This window comes from Streptomyces sp. SID14478, from assembly GCF_010548525.1.
In the GTDB taxonomy this organism is placed as follows: domain Bacteria; phylum Actinomycetota; class Actinomycetes; order Streptomycetales; family Streptomycetaceae; genus Streptomyces.
The window spans coordinates 1-17043 of the sequence record NZ_JAAGMG010000550.1 but is presented as its reverse complement, the minus strand read 5'-3'; the positions used below and the strand labels follow the sequence as shown (position 1 = coordinate 17043).

Sequence of the window (17043 nt, the reverse complement as noted above, 5' to 3'; positions counted from 1 at the left end):
CTAGCGAAGGTGGCGGGCGGGTCTGGGATGCACGGCCAAAGAGCTGTGTTGGCCGTGTCGACAAACGGGGCCTGATGCACAGCCAGCGACTGAGGGGAAACGGGCAGCGACTGAAGGCCCCTTCGGTCGCTGAAAACTGGCCTGAGAAAACTGCTGGTCAGAGGCTTGCGCAGACCAAAACAGCGACTGAAGCGACTGAAGGTCTCTATCTATGACGCACACGAGAAACCTAGATGGCTTCATATATAGGGCAGTTGAGTCGCTTCAGTCGCTGATAATCCTTGATGGGCCGCCTGACCTGCGCTTTCTTGCAGCTACTGAACAGCGACCGAAGCAGCGCTCAGTAGCTGGCTTTCAGTCGCTGTGCTCGGAGGAGCGACTGGGGACAGCGACTGAAGCCTCGGCGCAGCGACTCAAGCGGAGCTACTCAAGCGACTGAAGCGACCGTCCGGTAGCTATGGACCTGTCCTCAGCCCCGCCCCTGCTCTTCGCAGGCTGTCTTTTTGTCCTGAGTCGCTGTCACCGGAGCCTGCTGAACGGAACTTCTGGGAGGGACAAGCCGGTGTCCGCTCCCCCTTGGCCCACGCTCTTGGCCCATGCCCTGCCACCTGGAGGAGGGAGGGGAAGGGAGGTGGGCCACCAACCTCGTGTGCAGCAGGAGCGAGTGAGTACTTCTCGTCCTTCTTCATTCTGCGGTCCCGCCAGGCCCACTCCGAAGCCTGTCCTCTTGCGTGGCGGCAGGATCAGGTCCCGCCGCCACGCAAGCTACTGGTCCGTTCCCCGCGTTCAGTGCCCCTAGCCGCCCTGACTCCCGCTGTACGGCCAGTCAATTCAGAAGCCGTCCCCTGAGGCCGCTGAGGGCGCTTGTGCGGCGCCAGAGGAAGTGCCTTGGCGGACGAGGAGGGTGTCACGTCTTTGGAGAGGGCAGAGAGGCGCCTGTGGCCCTTCTCCCTCCTCTCGCTCCTCTCCCCCAACTTGCCCCGCGCCGAGCCGCGTAGGGAGCGAATGGCGCGTTCCCGGTACTCCCCCGGGGCCAGCCCGTCAGGCCACCTCGATGTACTGCAACTTTCAATGAATTCTCTCAGCGCGATCGAGAGCTTTCGCTGGACTCGGCGAAAGCCGGGTTCAGATGGCCCTTTGAGGCTGTAGTCGCTCGTACGGTCCCGAGGGCCTCCGTCGCCTGCGGTCGATCCCTCCCCGATGTGGCCCCCTTGCTCCAGCTCCTCGACGGACCGGATCGAGGCTTCGCGGGCAAGGCCGTTGGATGCGTTCTGGGAAGAGGATTCAGGTGCGGTGGCACTGTTCGACAGCGAGGTGCTCCCTACAGGCCGGTCCTCGATAGCTGAGCCGGGCCGGGGGCTTGACCGTTCGCGCGACGTCCAGGTGCATTGCGTGGTGAAGGTCTGGTGCGTCGGCAGAGGGACGCAGGTGAGGACCGCTGGAGTTCTGCCGCATCAACCTGCCGTGCCGACGACAACCTCCACCGTGCTGCCCGCTGCCGAGAATTGTTGAGCGCGCCCCAGAGGAAGAAGATCCGATCGCGTACGTGTGCGGAACCAGCAGGACGGACAGCGCCGCGGGATGTACCGGACGGCCGGCCAGCGAGGTGCACCGTCTCCCCTCCCTCACGGCTGGCGCGGGCGAAGTGCGTCACCAGGAACTGGCCCAGTGATCCACTACCGTGGCTCCTGCTCCTCACTCACGCTGCGGTCCGAAGGCTTGGCGACGCTTCGATCTCAGAAGGGGGGGGAAGTCCCCTCCGCTGGTCACGGTCGAGGATGGGAGAGGGGGCGTATGGGCCCCGTCGCCGTCCACGCGTCGATCACCGGTGTCTGCTTCACAGTCAGGTGATTACGGGGGATTCCTCGCTCGTCACTACCGCCTCTACGGACTGGGCCCGTCGCTGTCCGGTGCTGTCGACACTGCTGCGCTGCACAGCGATCGCGCTCGTGTCGTAGCAGATTGGCGGGCGGCGTCACGGTGTGGATTACGTGGTCGAGTCCCCTGCCTGCTGGACTCCCCCGGACGCCGGTCAGATCCCTGCCAGTTGTGCTGCCGTGCGTGGAAATGGTCCCGTCCGGAGCGGCACAGTGGTGCTTCACGAGGTGGGGATGTGCTGCAGTCCGAAGACGGGAGTGAGCGTGGATGACGCTCGCCACTCCCCCGGCCTACCTCCTTCAGACACCAGTGCTGTACCTCCGTGCCAGTCGCTCGTATGTCGACAGGAATCCGTCGTTGCTGTCGGACTCGCGGCAGTTCTTGGATTCCGGGTGCGCACCTACTGAGAAGCGCCGCCGGGTCGCGTGTGACGAAAGGTCCTGTCCGGTTGACCATGGTCGGGGGCTTGGATCGGTGCTTTGTCAGTTCCCGGGAGCGTCTTCGCAGCAGAGAGACATCCTGATACCGCGGTTGAGGTGGCAAGAGGTGCCGAACGGTCAGACCTGCTCTTGAAGCGCTGTAGTCGAAGCCGGGGCGCGGAAGAGCAGCAGTGGCGGACTACGACTTTGGCGATGGGGCGCTGCGCAGGTCCCTCACGTCAGAACAGCCGCTGCACACGGACACTGAGGCGTGGGAATCGCCCCTCATGTCGGGCTCGGCGCCGGATCAAAGGAGCTGGCGAAGTCAAGACTCAGCACCTGAAGAGGGCGACAGAATGACTCGGTATCAACTATGCTCGCGGTCAGCTTCTTGGGCTGAAAAAGGGCCTCTGAGCTGGTAAAACAAACCTCACTGCAAACATCGATGCAAGTTTGCGCACAACCAAGGAAGGAGGCGTGAGCATGTACCTCTATCCCTGCGGTAGTACTTGCCCCAGCGTCGGCCTTCCTGTGTGCATCGAGTCGGGCAGGCAGTCAGGTGCAGAGCAACGTCTCCTTGCATGCCGCCACGCATACGCTTCTCAGCACCGTTACCAAGGGCTGCATGAATGTCTGTTTGCAGGCGTATTCGTCGGCGACGTCGCGGGTGGGACTCTGGGCGGGCATGGAGGCCTGACAGGTAGTCGAATCACCCATCACGGAGTCGGCTGGCTACTGCACCTGCCTCATCGTCCGCTACTCGGCGCGTCTGTCTGTCAGCATCCCTACCCGTATGCAGCCCTGCCCGTGGATCAGCTGACTTGCAGAAGGGTGCACCAGGTAACCGACCTGAATCGCTCCCTGCGTGTACGTGCACCTCTCGGCATGGTCCCCGGCGAACAAGGCCACCAGTACGGCAGCAAGACGCGTGGTGTGTCGTCGTACCAGGGGTCAGGCGGGCATGCAGCGAGGCATCCCGGCCTGGCTGGCTGTTGGATCGTCCGCTTGGGTGTGGGCCTGAGGAGAAGCCAGGGTCGCCATTGGACGTGGAGTTTGATGAGTGGCACGGAGACAGGTCGGTACGTGTGTGTGACCGTCGGTCCGTCCCGTCATAGGTGGGCTCAAGGGTGGGTGTGTTGGCCTCCCTGCCGACCAGGCAGCCGGAGTGTCGACCAGGCTGTCAGCGCGTCTGTCCGCTTGTTTCTGGGCAGGCGTAGTGATCAAGGGCGAAGTCGGGTCGCAGACTTGCCGGGCTGCCCGCAGCGCACCAGGTACCGCAACAGGTCAGCAGGCCCGTGCGCAAGCCGAGTTCGTGGCGGGCGTATCCGTGTGCAGACAAAGCTGTCCGGATCCCTGCAGGCGGGTCGGGGTGCTCGTACCACCAGCTGCGTACCCGTCAGGTGATGCGTCGACCGGCATGAAGGCGGGGCGGGCTGCGGGCGCGCAGCGGAGCGTGCCGACAGGGTTCCTTGCCCGGATAGTTGCCTGCACGGCTGCCTGTATGACGGTGTGTCGGTAGACGCGGGTGGTGATCTTCCTGGTAATGTGCCCATTGCCTTGTGACACAACTGCTCTGGAGGTGACTGTTCTTGTATAGGCGTCAGGTGATGTCTCTGCCGGGCAGTCCACATGTACGGCCACGGAGATCCATGCGTGGTGAGCGGTATGGGTCACGACGTTCGCGAACGCGTTTCCGCATGCTTGGCACTCATCCGGAAATGGTTGATTGACCTGCAGGGCAGGGGAGTGCGGGGCGGTTTCAGGGCTCGATCGGCGCCTTCGGACCCTACCCAGACCCTCTCTTGGAGCCCCGCGGAGCGCAGGATCGTTCTGAGCGAACTTTTGACCATCCAAACCAGCTCAAAATAGGACACCACTGTCCCGGCCTGAACCAGAGTGAGGACCCATGGCCAGCCCCTTCGAAGCACCTGACGCGCAGGCGCAGCAGCCCGGCATCCCCTGGGCGGCGCTGTCGCACATCTTCATGTTCGGCAACGGCAAGGGCGGCGTCGGCAAGTCCTCCGTCTCCGCGAACGCCGCGGGCAAGGCGGCGCGCAGCGGTCTGCGGACGCTCATCATCGACTGCAACGCGCAGGGCAACATCGCGCGCGAGCTCGGGTACAAGCGGGCCGAGTGGAACGACGGGGGAGCGGGGCTGCTCGAATCGCTGCGGACCGGCGCGCCGCTCACGCCGCGCGAGAACGTCCGGGAGAACCTCGACGTCGTCATGGGCGGCCCCGCGCTCGGCGACGAGTTCGGGATCTTCTTCCACACGCTGCTCGCGAAGGAAGGCCCGCACGCCTATCTGCGGCTGCTGATGTGCCTGCTGCCGATCGCGCACCGGTACCAGATCATCATTCTCGACACCCCGCCGGAGAACCCGTCGCTGCAGCGCCTGGCGCTCTCCGCCGCGCGCTGGCTGGTTATCCCCGTCAAGAGCGACGGCGGCGCCGAGGACGGCCTCGCGCAGATCGGGCTCGAGTTCTCGTACGTCAAGTTCGTCAGCCAGATCAATCCGCACATCGCGCTGCTCGGGGTGCTGCTCTTCGACACCGGGCGCACGTACACGGGCATCCACGCGGACGTGCGGCGCCAGGTGCAGAAGGTGCTGGGCGAGGAGGCCCACATGTTCAAGCACCTGATCGGCCACACCGAGTCGGTGGCACGACTCGTGCGCAAGCGCGGACTCCTGGTGCAGGAGCTGGCGGACCGGCGCGCGAACGGCGACCGGTCGATTCCCGAGACCGCCGAGGGGCTTGCCGCAGACTACGAAGGATTCACTGAAGAGATGTTCGCCAGGGCGCTCGAACTGAGGAAGGAAGCCGCGGCATGACACCGCCGAAGAACAAGAAGACCCGCGCAGACGAGGACGACGAGCAGACCATGTCCGACGAGGGTGTCGGCAACCTGTTCAGCGGGGGAGCGGCGTCGTCCAACGCGCTTGCGGGCTGGGCCACTCCGCAGGCCTCCGCCCCGGCGGCCGCTCCACTGCAGCCCGCCCCCGCCCAGCCCGCTCCCGTGGCGCCCGTGGCCGTCGTGCCCGCGCCGACGCGCGAGCTGGTCGACGAGGCGCCGCCGGCCATCAACGATGCGGACACCGCCAAGCCGGTCGGCTTCTACGTCTCGACGAACGTCGCCAACCGCTTCCGCAAGCTGCGCAAGCAGAGCGACCTGACGCACACGCAGATCGTGTTCCTCGCCGTGGAAGCGGCCGTGGAGAAGGGCCTGCCCGCGGTCGTCGAGGACGCGCGCCGGGCGCCCAAGTTCCAGTCCAAGCTGTTCGCCGTCGCACCCGACAACACGGACCTGCGCGGCCTGGGCCCCGTACAGCTGCAGTACAAGCCGACGCGGGCGCAGCGCGGTGTCATCGACGGGCTCGTGGCCGAGGCGGGGCTGCCGGACCACACGAAGTTCCTGGCCGTCGTGCTCGACCAGTACCTGCCGGGCCGCAGGGACGCCTGACTCCCTCGGTGGGGGAGGACTACTCACGCTGGTGATGGTCCCGGTCAGTCCCGCGGGGGAAACTGACCGGACCTCAGACGTGAGGCGTCGGCAGCCTCTTCCGGTGCTCGATCGCCTGCGCGGACGATCGACAGGAAGAAGGGCTGGGGGTGCCATGCGGCAGCTCGAGGTAGCACTGATCGGCGCAGGTCTGATAGCACGGCTGCACCTGGAGGCGTGGACCGACGCCGGAGCGGCCGTGCGCATCCACTCCCGGGACGGCCGCGCCGCGGCCCTGGCCGCAGAGTTCGGCGCCAAGGCCGTCGACTCCCTGGCCGACGCCCTCGACGGCGCCGACGCCGTGGACATCTGCTCACCGACGGGCACCCACCGCGACATCGCGCTGGCCGCGATCGCCGAGGGCGTCGCGGTGGTGTGCGAGAAGCCGTTGGCGGCCGACGTCGCCGAGGCCGAGGAGATCGTCGATGCGGCGGACCGGGCCGGCGTGCCCCTCTACCCGGCGCACGACATCCGCTTCGCCCCCGCCTACGCCCGGCTGCACGAGCTGGCGTCCGGCGGGGGACTGGGCACGGGCACGGTCGCCCGGTTCACCGTGGCCGGCTACCACCCGCGAGCCTGGGACGGCCACGCCTCCGCGGAGTCCGGCGGGATCCTGACGGACCAGATGCTGCACGGTGTGGACATCGCCTACTGGCTCCTCGGAGACGTCGTACGCGTACACGCCCACTACCAGGGGGAGATCGCCGCACCGGCGCCACAGGGCACCGCCGCGGTCGGAACGGCCGTGCTCACGCACGCCAGTGGCGCGCTCAGCCAGGTCGTCAGCCGGTGGACACCGACGCCGCAGCCGCCCATCCGCGTCACCTACCACGTCTCGGGCACGGGCGGCACGATCGTCCACGACTCCGAGTGGCCCCAGGAGATCCAGGTCTCCGGCGGCCCCGCCGGGGCGTTCGGCTACTACGGGGAGTCCCCGTTCGCCGCCGAGATACGTGAATTCGCCCAGGCGCTGCAAGGCGGACCCGAGCCGCGCCTGGTCTCGCACGACGCGCTGGCCGCCGTGCGCATCACCCAGGCCGCGGCACGGTCCGCGTGGACGGGACGCGCCGTCGAACTGCCCGTGAAGGGGGCTGCCGCATGAAGGTCGCCGTGTTGTCGTTCGCCCACGAGCGCGCCGCGACGTACGCCCGGCTGGTGCACGAACTGCCGGGCGTGGACCTGATCATCGCGGACCCCGACGGCTCACCGGACGATCCGGCGCGGGGGAGGGAAACGGCCCGGCGCCTCGGCGCCGCGTACGCCCGCAGCTGGGACGAGGCGTTCGCGCTGCGGCCCGACGCCGTGATCGTCACCAGCGAGACCGGCGGCCGCCGGGACCTCGTCGAGCGGGCTGCCGCCGCCGGTGCGCACGTGCTGTGCGAGCAGCCGTCCGCAGCCGACGAAGCGGACGCCCTGGCCATGGTGCGCGCCTGCGAGGACGCGGGTGTGCGGCTGAGCCTCGCCTCGCCGGTCTGCTACGGACCGGCCTTCGCCGCCGTACGCCGAGAGCTCGCCAAGGACGAGGTCGTCGGCGGCCTCACGACCGTTCTCGGGGCCTACAACAGGCCGCGTCCGGCCCGGCCGCAGGGAACGGGCGCCGGGGTACTGGACACCGACGCGCCTCTCCTGCTGGACATGGTGGACGCGGTGCTCGGCGGAACACCGGCCCAGCAGGTCTACGCCCAGACGAACGGCATCCTCGGCACGGAGCCGGGCATCGAGAGCGCGGCGCTGCTCACGGTGCGCTACGCGGACGGCACCGTGGCCTCGCTCGACTGCAGTTGGGGCGTCGCGGACAGTGGACCGGGCACCGGGGGGCCCACCATGACGTTCATCGGGGGCCGGGCGAGCGTGGAGTTCACCGCCGCCCCGCGGCTGGTCGGCGGATTCGACGCCGCCGCGTCCCGGGAACGCTGGGAGACGCGCGGCGAGGACCCGTACGCGGTCATGCTCGGCGCGTTCCTCGACGCGGTCCGGCGGGGGAGTGGCGCGGGCCCGGACGGTGCCGCGGGAGTACGGACGCTGCGGATCGTGGAGGCGGCCCGCACCTCGGTCCGCACGGGCCAGCCCGTGGAGTTGGCCGTTCCGCAGGACGCGCTGTCCTAGCAGGACGCACCGTCCCGGCAGACCGCACCGTCCCGGCGGATCGCTGTGTGGCCGGTTCCCACCCCACGCCCGGGTGCCCTCCGGCACCCTGTTGACCTTGCCCATGATCCTTGTCGCACTTGGAGACACGCATGACCACCATCGGCATCATCCTCGGCACCACCCGTCCCGGCCGTGTCGGACCGCAGATCGCGGAGTGGATCGAGAAGACGGCCCGCACGCGGGAGGACGCGGACTTCGAGCTCGTCGACATCGCCGACTACAACCTCCCGCTGTTCGACGAGCCGCGTTCCCCGCGGATGGGCGACTACGAGCACGCGCACACCCGTGCCTGGGCGGCCAAGATCGCCGAGCTCGACGGGTTCGTCATCGTCACGCCCGAGTACAACCGGTCGATCCCGGCCGCCCTGAAGAACGCCATCGACTTCGTCTACAACGAGTGGAACGACAAGGCCGTCGGCCTGGTCGGGTACGGCAGCAACGTCAGCGGCTCCCGCGCCGTCGACCACCTGCGGCACATCGTCGCGGGCGTGCAGCTGGCGGCCGTGCACACCCAGGTCAATCTGTCGCTCAAGACGGACTTCGAGAAGTTCACGACGTTCGCTCCGGCCGCGAGCCACGAGGGGATGCTGCAGCAGATGCTCACCGAGGTGATCACGCTGACCGAGGCGCTCGCGCCGCGACGCCAGGCCTGAGAGCCCCGCGTACGGCAGGGGCGTAGCTCTCGCACACGGCAGGCGGGCCGCACCCTCACGACGAGGGTGCGGCCCGCCTGTCGAGGCAGGAACTCCTACCAGGTGAGGGGGAGTTCGATGAGGCCCTGGATCGTGCTTCCCGGCTTGAAGGCGATCTCGTGCGGCGGCACCGCGAAGTCCAGCTTCGGCAGCCGCCGGAACAGGGTCCATAGGGCGATCTCCAGCTCGGCCCGGGCCAGGTTCTGACCGAGGCACTGGTGGACGCCGAAGCCGAAGGCGACATGGTGGCGGGCGGCCCGGTGCCAGTCGAGCCGGTCGGCCTCGGGGTAGACGTCCGCGTCGCGGTTGATCAGGGACAACGGGAAGACGATGCCGTCCCCCGCACGAAGGGTGTGCCCGGCGATCTCGATGTCCTGCGTCGCCATGCGCAGCATGATGTCCGCGATGGACGTGAAGCGCAGCAGCTCCTCGACCGCGGCGGGCATCAGCGTCCGGTCGGCCCGCAGTTCCGCGAGCCGCTGCGGGTGCCGGAGCAGCGTGTACGTACCGAGGGAGATCATGTTGGCCGTGGTCTCGAAGCCGCCGACGAGCAGGACGCCGGCCAGCATGACCAGTTCCTGGCGATCGCTGGAGCCGGCCGCGCGTTGTTCGCGGATCAGATCGCCGATCAGACCGTCCCCGGGCGCCTCCCACTCGCTGTCGATCAACTGCTGGAAATAGCGGTTCAGTTCGCTGCGGCCCTGCTCGACGTCCTGTGGCCGCGTGCCGAGCGTGAGCCGCCGGGACTGCTCCTCGAAGAAGCCGGCGTCGGCATAGGGCGCGCCGAGCAGGGCGCAGATGACCTTGGCGGGCAGCGGGAAGGCGAAGGCGGTCACCAGGTCGCCGGGCGGCCCCTGTTCCTCCAGGGAGTCGAGGAGCTCGTCCACCGTCCGCTGGATCCTGGGGCGCAGCTCGGCGATTCGCTTGGCCGAGAAGCTGGGGATGAGCTTGCGGCGCTGGGCGTTGTGCTCCGGGTCGTCGACGCCCACGAGGGGAAGGCGCTGGCCGCGGACGGTCGCGCCGCGCGCCGTGGGCGACGGGAAGTCCTCGTGCGTACGGTCGCTGGACAGGCGCGGGTCGGCGAGCAGCTGACGGGCCACCGCGTGTCCGGTGACCGCCCACACACGGCGGCCGTCGAACAGCGTCACGCGCGTCAACGGGCGTGCCTCGCGCAGCGGTTCGTAGCCCGGGGGCGGCTGATAGGGACAGGTGCGGTCCTGGGGGAATGCCACGTCCTGCGTCACGGGAACCTCGCTCTGCTTCGGGTGTGGGGGAGTGCGGCGGAGATGACGGGCGTCCTCAGCCGGGTTCGCCGCTGGGCACCGGCTCGCGCGGTGCGGTGCGTGGCGGCGGCAGCGGGGCCTCGGGTGCGGGTCGCGGCCTGCCGCGGCCCCAGCGGCGCACCACGGGCCGTTCCACCAGGCTGTGGAGCAGCCAGGCGGCGAGCAGGTTCGCCAGGAACAGGGCGGCGTACAGGCCGAGGGCGGCGGCGACGCCGTAGGTGTGCGCCCCGAGCAGTTCGCGGCGGGCGTAGAAGACCACCAGGACCTGGACCATGTAGAAGGCGAAGGAGACGTTGCCTAGCCACACCATGGGCCGGCTGCCGAGCCAGCCGTCGTCGCCGCGCAGGTCCGACGCGGCCGCGGCGCCGATGACCAGGGCGACCGGGACGATCGTGGTGGCGCTGAAGTAGTACGGGGGAGGGGCGACGTTCGCGAGCCAGTACCCGCCGGCGAACAGGGCCGCGGCGGGCAGCAGGCCGATGCGTGGCCAGCGGCCCGCGGCGACGATGCGGGCCAGGACCATGCCGAGGGCGAACTCGAAGAGCCGCGGCGGCGGGAACATGTAGCTGAACCAGTACTGGTTGAGGGTCAGCCCGTGCCCGGTGTCGGCGCCGCCGGGCACGAGCGGCGTCAGCGCCGCCACGGCCACCACGCCGCCGGCCGTCCCCGCGGCCCACAGCCACAGCCGGGTCTCCGGGATCCGCCGCACCGCGAGGACGAGCAGGGGGAACAGCGCGTAGAAGAGCAGCTCGGCACAGAGCGACCAGGCCGGCCAGTTGACGCTCTGGAGGTTCTCGATCCGGTTGCTGAACCCGTGCACCAGGAAGAGGTTCGACAGCCAGGCGTGGACGGGCGTGGCGGAGGCGAAGAGCAGCATGGCCAGGGCCCAGGTCACGACGTGGTTGGGGTAGATCTTCAGCCCGCGCCGGCGCCAGAAGGCCGTGGCCCGGTCGCCGGGCGTTGCCGACCACGTCAGGACGAAGCCGCTGAGCACGAAGAAGAACGACACCCCGATGGCCCCCGCCTTCCCGGCGAGGTCGGCCAGCGGCCCGGCGATGTCGTGATCGGCGAAGAAGCCGACCGGCGCCGTCGGCTGCAGGGGGTTGGCGAGCACGGTGCTGTGGGTGAGGAACACCAGCAGCGCCGCCAGGAACCTGAGGCCGGTGAGCGAGGGCAGTGAGGCCCGGTGTCGTGGTGCGCTCCCGCGTGGAGGCGCGACGGTCGTTTCTGCCATGAGCATGACTACCTTCCGGTCGGAGCCGCCGTCCCGTGGGCTCCATTACCGCGCCGCCCGCTCGAAAGCGGGATGAGCGCGGATCGACGAGCCGCTGGACGACATGTAAAGCGGATCTGGATCGGAATTCAGGCCACCGCGGCGAAATTGCCGGACCCGTGCACGACCCCGGCGCCACCCCTCGGGATCGGCTCAAGGAAGCGGTCCGCTACCAGAGTTGGGGATGGCACGCCCTCGGGGCTCGTCTAATCTGGCGCAGGGATACCGGAAAAGACAGCGTCTTTGGACATCATCATCTGCTCTCGAATTCCTGAGTATTCGTCCGTTCCACGGTTCCACCGCGATGCGAAGTGAATATCGGGCGTGCAGAATTTTGTGGGGAAGGAATTCATGAGCGACGCAATATCCTTCGAGGAACCGTGGGCACGTACCCATCAGTTCGACCCTCCCGCGATATTCGACGTACTGCGCAAGGAACGTCCGCTCGCGAGGATGACGTACCCCGACGGACACGTCGGCTGGATCGTGTCCAGTTACGAGTTGGCGCGCAAGGTCCTCAGCGACCCGCGGTTCAGCCACAGCACCGAGATCGGTCACTTCCCGGTGACGCACCGCGGACAGGTGATGCCCAACCACCCGCGCATTCCCGGGATGTTCATTCACATGGACCCGCCCGACCACACCCGCTACCGGCGTCTTCTCACCGGTGAGTTCACCGCCCGCCGCGCCCACCAGCTGATACCGCGCGCGGAGGCCGTGGCCGCCGAGCAGATAGCCGTCATGCGCGCACACGGCTCGCCCGTCGACCTGGTGAAGGACTTCGCCAAGCCGCTGTCCCTGCGCATCCTGTCCGAGTTCGTCGGCCTGCCGTACGCCGAAGTCGACCGCTACGGCCACGCACCGACGCTGCTGCACGACTCCGACGGCGACCCGCAGGAGGTCGCGGCCGCCATGGGAGAGGCCGTCGCCTTCTTCGGCGAGGTCATCCAGCGCCGGCGCAAGGAGCCCGAGGACGACCTGATCAGCCGCCTCATCGCCGGTGGCGAACTCACCGACGAAGAGCTCTGCAACATGATCACGCTGCTGCTCTTCGCGGGCTACGAGACCACCGAGAGCGCCCTCGCCGTCGGCGTGTTCGCCCTCCTGCACCACACCGGCCAGCTGGCGGCACTGCGCGCGGAACCGTCGCGACTCGACGCCGCCGTCGAGGAGCTCCTGCGCTACCTCACCGTCAACCAGTACGACACGTACCGCACCGCCCTCGAAGACATCGAACTGAACGGCGAGACCGTCGAGAAGGGCGACAGCGTCACGGTGTCGCTGCCCGCGGCCAACCGCGACCCGGCGAAGTTCGCCTGCCCCGCCGACCTGGACATCGGCCGCGAGCCCTCGGGCCACGTGGCGTTCGGCTTCGGCATTCACCAGTGCCTGGGCCAGAACCTGGCCCGCGTCGAACTGCGGGCCGGTTTCTCCGCCCTCCTGAACGCGTTTCCCGACCTCCGTCTCGCCATCGGCTTCGAAGAGGTGCCGCTGCGGCTCAAGGGATCCGTCTTCGCGGTGAAGAGCCTGCCCGTCTCCTGGTGAACTCCCTTTTCTCCGAAAGGAACTGCGGCACTGTGCGCACCGATCTCGTCAAGCCACTTCCTGTCGCACTCCTGGAGAACGCGGCCCGCTTCCCCGACAAGGTCGCTTTCGCGGACGACCGGCGCGCGGTCACCTACCGGGACCTGGAGGCACGGACGCGCCGGCTGGCCGGGCACCTGGCACACCTCGGCGTCGAGCGCGGCGACCGCGTGGCCATCTGCCTCGGCAACACCGTGGCCACCGTGGAGAGTTACCTGGCGATCGTGCGCGCGGGCGGCATCGGAGTGCCGCTCAACCCCGCCTCGGCCACGGCCGAGCTGGAGTACCTCCTCGCCGACAGCGGCTCCGCGCTGGTCGTCACCGACGCCGCCCGCGCGGAGCGCCTGCGGGGCGCGCCCGGTGTGGCGCCCGGGACCGTGCTCCTCGTGACCGGTGACGTACCGGCAGGTCTTCGCGCGGGGGCGGGAGCCCACTCGTACGACGCACTCGCCGACTGCGAGCCGCCCGTGCCCGCCAGGGACGATCTCGGCCTGGACGACGTGGCCTGGATGTTCTACACCTCGGGAACGACCGGCCTGCCCAAGGGCGTCCTGTCGACACAGCGCAACTGCCTGTGGTCCGTCGCCTCCTGCTACGTACCGGTGCCCGGTCTCACGGAGCAGGACCGGGTGCTGTGGCCGCTGCCGCTGTTCCACAGCCTCTCGCACATCGCGTGCGTGCTGTCCGTCACCGTCACCGGTGCCACCGCCCGTCTCATGGACGGCAGTTCGGCCGAGGACGTCATGCGGGTGCTCGGCGAGGACGACTCGACGTTCCTGGCGGGTGTGCCCACCACCTACCACCACCTCGTGACGGCCGCCCGGCACAGCGGCTTCGCCGCGCCGAGCCTGCGCGTCGGCCTGGTCGGCGGCGCGGTCACCGGCTCCGGCCTGCACCGCGACGTCGAGGAGACCTTCGGGGTCCCGCTGGTCGACGCCTACGGCAGTACCGAGACCTGCGGCGCCATCACCATCAACCCGCCCGACGGTGCCCGGGTCGACGGGTCCTGCGGCCTGCCCGTACCCGGCGTCGGGGTCCGCATCGTCGACCCCGCCACCGGAGCCGACGTCCCGGCGGGGGAGGAGGGGGAGGTCTGGGTCAGCGGACCGAACGTCATGGTCGGCTACCACAACAGCCCCGAGGCGACCGCCGAAGCGATGCGGGACGGCTGGTTCCGGACCGGGGACCTGGCCCGGTGCGACGACGCCGGCTACTTCACCATCTGCGGCCGGATCAAGGAACTCGTCATCCGGGGCGGCGAGAACATCCACCCCGAGGAGGTCGAGGCGGTGCTGCGCACCGTCGAGGGGGTCGCGGACGCCGCGGTCGCCGGAGCCCCGCACGAGACGCTCGGCGAGGTCCCGGTCGCGTACGTGGTCCCCGGCCCCGGCGGATTCGACCCGCTCGCCCTGGTCGACCGGTGCCGCGAGCGGCTCTCCGCCCACAAGGTGCCGGAACGGATCCACGAGGTCACGAGCATTCCCCGGACCGCGTCGGGCAAGACCAAGCGGCGGCTCCTGGCCGAACAGCCAGGCCGCCTGCGGTACGCGGCGGGCGGCCACCACGACACCCTGCTGCGCGTCGAGTGGAAACCGGCATCCCTGGCCGCCAAGTCCGTTCGTGGAGTGCGGAGTTGGGCCTTGGTCGGACCTGTCGGCGGGGGCCTCGCCGCCGGGCTGGAAGCGCTGGGCGGTGAGGTGCGTCCTTACGCGGATCTCGCCGCCGTACGCGCGGCAGTGGCCGACGGCGAGCCGGTTCCGGACGTGACGGTCCTGGCGCCGTCGGCCGGCTCCGGTGGCGGCCACGGGCTGGACGCGGTCGCCGTGGCGCGCGCCGCGGCCCTGGCGTCGGCCGAGGAGCTGGCGGCCTGGCTGGCCCGGCCGGAACTGGCGGCGTCCAGGCTGGTGGTCCTCACCAGAGGCGGCGCCCCGGTCGACGAACGAGACGCCGTACGGGACGACGAGCGGGACGAAGTACGGGACGACGTACGGGGCGATGTGCGGGGCGATGTGCGGCGCCTCGCCGAGGTCTCGCTCTGGGGCGTCGCGCGCACCCTCCAGGCCCGGGCCGCCCGGCCCACGGCGCTGACCATCCTCGACGTACCGGACACCGACGCGGACCTGTCCGCGGAGACCCTGTCGGCCGCGCTCGCCTCCGACGAGCCGCAGATCGCCGTGCGTGCGCAGACCCTGCTGGTTCCCCGGCTGACCCGTCTGCCCGTGGCCGACCGACCGGAACCGCACCGCGCTCCGGGAGCCACCGGCATCCCCGGCACCGTGCTGGTCACCGGCGCGGACACCGCGCACGGCGCCGCCCTGGCACACCGCGTCGCCACCGTCCACAAAGCCACGTCCCTGCTGCTCGTCAGCGCTCCCGGCGCCGCGGGCAGCACCCCCGGCGACGCCCTGGCCTTCGCCGGGACGAGCGTCGTCCGGGTCACCGCCGACGGGGCGCACCCGGAGCGCCTGCGGGCCGCCCTGGACGACCTGCGCGACCCGGTGACCACAGTGGTGCACGCCGCCGACGACCCCGGACTCGCTCTGCGACTCGACCACTTGACCGCCGGGCACGACCCGGACGCCTTCGTCGTGGTGTCGTCCCACGCCGCCGCACTGCTGGGCTCCCACCACGGCCCGGCCGCGGCCGTCGACGGGATCCTCTGCGACGCGGTGGTACGCGACCGTCGGCGGCGGAACCTGCCGGGCTCGTCCCTCGCCTGGGGCGGACGGCCGGGCGCCGACGACCACGCCACGGGCGAGGACACCGCCGGCCGGCCCGGCCAGGAACTGCTCGCCGCGTTCGACGTGGCCCTGACCGCGGACCTCCCGTCGCTGCTGGCGACGACGCCGGGCACGTGGGCGCCGGCACCCGACGCCCAGGTCCCCGCACTGTTCCGCGACATGGTGGAGGTCCCCGCGCGCCGCGGAGAGCCCGACGAGGCCGTCGCGGCAGACCTGCGGGAACGGCTGTCCGCACTGGAGGAGCGCGCACAACTGGGCCTCGTCGAGGACCTGATCCGCACCCTGGCCGCCGACGTGCTGAGCCAGGCGGGGCCCGAACAGGTCCCGGCCGACCGTGCCTTCCGCGACCTGGGCTTCACCTCGCTGACCATCGTCGCGCTGCGCAACCGGCTGACCGAACGGACCGGACTGCGGCTGCCCACCACCGCCGCCTTCGACCACCCCACCCCTGCCGCCCTGGCAGCCTTCCTGCGCACCGAACTCCTCCGGGATCCCGGCTCCGCGCCGGACACCGAGCCGGTCACGACAGGCCACGCCGACCCGGCGACGGTCTCCGACGAACCACTCGCCGTCGTCGGCATGGCCTGTCGGCTGCCCGGGGGAGTGGCCGGCCCCGAGGACCTGTGGCGCCTGGTCCGTGACGGCGTCGACGCCGTCACGGACTTCCCCGACGACCGGGGCTGGGATCTCGACCGCCTGTTCGACCCGGACCCGGACCGCCCCGGCACCTCGTACGCGCACCAGGGCGGCTTCCTGGAGGGAGCCGGTCTTTTCGACGCGGAGCTCTTCGGGATCTCGCCGCGCGAGGCGCTCGCGATGGATCCGCAGCAGCGGCTGCTCCTCGAATCCTCCTGGGAGGCGCTGGAGAGCGCCGGCATCGATCCGCTCTCGCTGAAGGGCGTCGACGTCGGCGTGTTCTCCGGGCTGTTCGGCCACGGATACGGCACGGGTGCGGTCACGCCGGAGACGGAGGGCTTCGCGAGCACGGGCCTCGCGTCGAGCGTGGCCTCGGGCCGCGTCTCGTACGTCCTCGGCTTCGAGGGCCCGGCGGTCTCGGTGGACACGGCGTGCTCCTCCTCGCTGGTCGCCATGCACTTGGCGGCGCAGGCGCTGCGGCAGGGCGAGTGCTCGATGGCGCTGGCCGGCGGCGCGACGGTGATGGCGACGCCCGACAACTTCGTGGAGTTCTCCCGGCAGCGGGCGCTGTCCGCCGACGGCCGCTGCAAGGCGTTCGCCGCGGCGGCCGACGGCACCGGCTGGGCCGAGGGCGTCGGCGTGGTCGTCCTGGAGCGGCTGTCGGTGGCCCGGGAGCGCGGCCACAAGGTGCTCGCGGTGCTGCGCGGCAGCGCGGTCAACCAGGACGGTGCCTCCAACGGCCTGACGGCGCCGAGCGGTCCCTCGCAGCAGCGGGTGATCCGGCGGGCACTGGCCAGTGCGGGCCTCGGACCGGCGGACGTCGACGTCGTGGAGGCCCACGGGACGGGCACGGCGCTGGGCGACCCGATCGAGGCGCAGGCGCTGCTC

The 17043-nt window shown here is 70.0% G+C and carries 9 protein-coding genes; 7 read left to right on the top strand and 2 right to left on the bottom strand.

What is annotated here, in order from left to right:
* The first annotated feature begins 4203 nt into the window (after positions 1–4203).
* The 5 genes from G3I40_RS18145 to G3I40_RS18125 all read left to right on the top strand — a co-directional run bounded on the left by G3I40_RS18145 (position 4204) and on the right by G3I40_RS18125 (position 8599).
* A complete protein-coding gene (locus tag G3I40_RS18145; RefSeq protein WP_164303186.1) occupies positions 4204–5130 on the top strand; it encodes a ParA family protein in 927 nt (308 codons plus the stop codon).
* Complete coding sequence (locus G3I40_RS46485) at positions 5127–5759, top strand: hypothetical protein (RefSeq protein ID WP_203644325.1); 633 nt, start codon at positions 5127–5129, stop codon at positions 5757–5759. Before G3I40_RS18145 ends, G3I40_RS46485 begins: the two co-directional genes overlap by 4 nt.
* Before the next feature lie 154 nt (positions 5760–5913).
* Positions 5914–6900 (top strand): Gfo/Idh/MocA family oxidoreductase, encoded by a 987-nt coding sequence (locus G3I40_RS18135; protein ID WP_164303185.1) that lies wholly within the window; start codon positions 5914–5916, stop codon positions 6898–6900.
* Positions 6897–7904: a Gfo/Idh/MocA family oxidoreductase gene (locus G3I40_RS18130; protein WP_164303184.1), complete on the top strand. Its 1008-nt coding sequence runs from the start codon at positions 6897–6899 to the stop codon at positions 7902–7904. Before G3I40_RS18135 ends, G3I40_RS18130 begins: the two co-directional genes overlap by 4 nt.
* Positions 7905–8035: 131 nt before the next feature.
* The gene (locus tag G3I40_RS18125) at positions 8036–8599 is read left to right on the top strand and encodes an NAD(P)H-dependent oxidoreductase (RefSeq protein ID WP_164303183.1); all 564 of its coding nucleotides are present in this window, start codon (positions 8036–8038) and stop codon (positions 8597–8599) included.
* Positions 8600–8694: 95 nt separating this feature from the next.
* On the opposite strand, the gene G3I40_RS18120 is transcribed toward G3I40_RS18125, so the two are convergent.
* Both G3I40_RS18120 and G3I40_RS18115 read right to left on the bottom strand, forming a co-directional pair.
* A complete protein-coding gene (locus G3I40_RS18120) occupies positions 8695–9882 on the bottom strand; it encodes a cytochrome P450 (protein ID WP_164303182.1) in 1188 nt (395 codons plus the stop codon).
* 55 nt (positions 9883–9937) lie between these two features.
* On the bottom strand, positions 9938–11155 hold the full coding sequence (locus G3I40_RS18115; protein WP_164303181.1) for an acyltransferase: 1218 nt from the start codon (positions 11153–11155) through the stop codon (positions 9938–9940).
* A 390-nt stretch (positions 11156–11545) separates the two neighbouring features.
* On the opposite strand from G3I40_RS18115, the gene G3I40_RS18110 reads away from it, so the two are divergent.
* Positions 11546–12739 carry a cytochrome P450 gene (locus tag G3I40_RS18110; RefSeq protein WP_164303180.1) on the top strand — a complete coding sequence of 398 codons (1194 nt, stop codon included), beginning with the start codon at positions 11546–11548 and terminating at the stop codon, positions 12737–12739.
* 32 nt (positions 12740–12771) lie between these two features.
* Positions 12772–17043: AMP-binding protein (locus G3I40_RS46480; RefSeq protein ID WP_203644323.1), on the top strand; the 4272-nt coding region annotated here is incomplete at its 3' end.

Bases quoted from the DNA above. Each gene is read 5' to 3' on its own strand.
- G3I40_RS18145 (WP_164303186.1), top strand. From the start codon at position 4,204: ATGGCCAGCCCCTTCGAAGCACCTGACGCGCAGGCGCAGCAGCCCGGC.
- G3I40_RS46485 (WP_203644325.1), top strand. From the start codon at position 5,127: ATGACACCGCCGAAGAACAAGAAGACCCGCGCAGACGAGGACGACGAG.
- G3I40_RS18135 (WP_164303185.1), top strand. From the start codon at position 5,914: ATGCGGCAGCTCGAGGTAGCACTGATCGGCGCAGGTCTGATAGCACGG.
- G3I40_RS18130 (WP_164303184.1), top strand. From the start codon at position 6,897: ATGAAGGTCGCCGTGTTGTCGTTCGCCCACGAGCGCGCCGCGACGTAC.
- G3I40_RS18125 (WP_164303183.1), top strand. From the start codon at position 8,036: ATGACCACCATCGGCATCATCCTCGGCACCACCCGTCCCGGCCGTGTC.
- G3I40_RS18115 (WP_164303181.1), bottom strand. From the start codon at position 11,155: ATGGCAGAAACGACCGTCGCGCCTCCACGCGGGAGCGCACCACGACAC.
- G3I40_RS18110 (WP_164303180.1), top strand. From the start codon at position 11,546: ATGAGCGACGCAATATCCTTCGAGGAACCGTGGGCACGTACCCATCAG.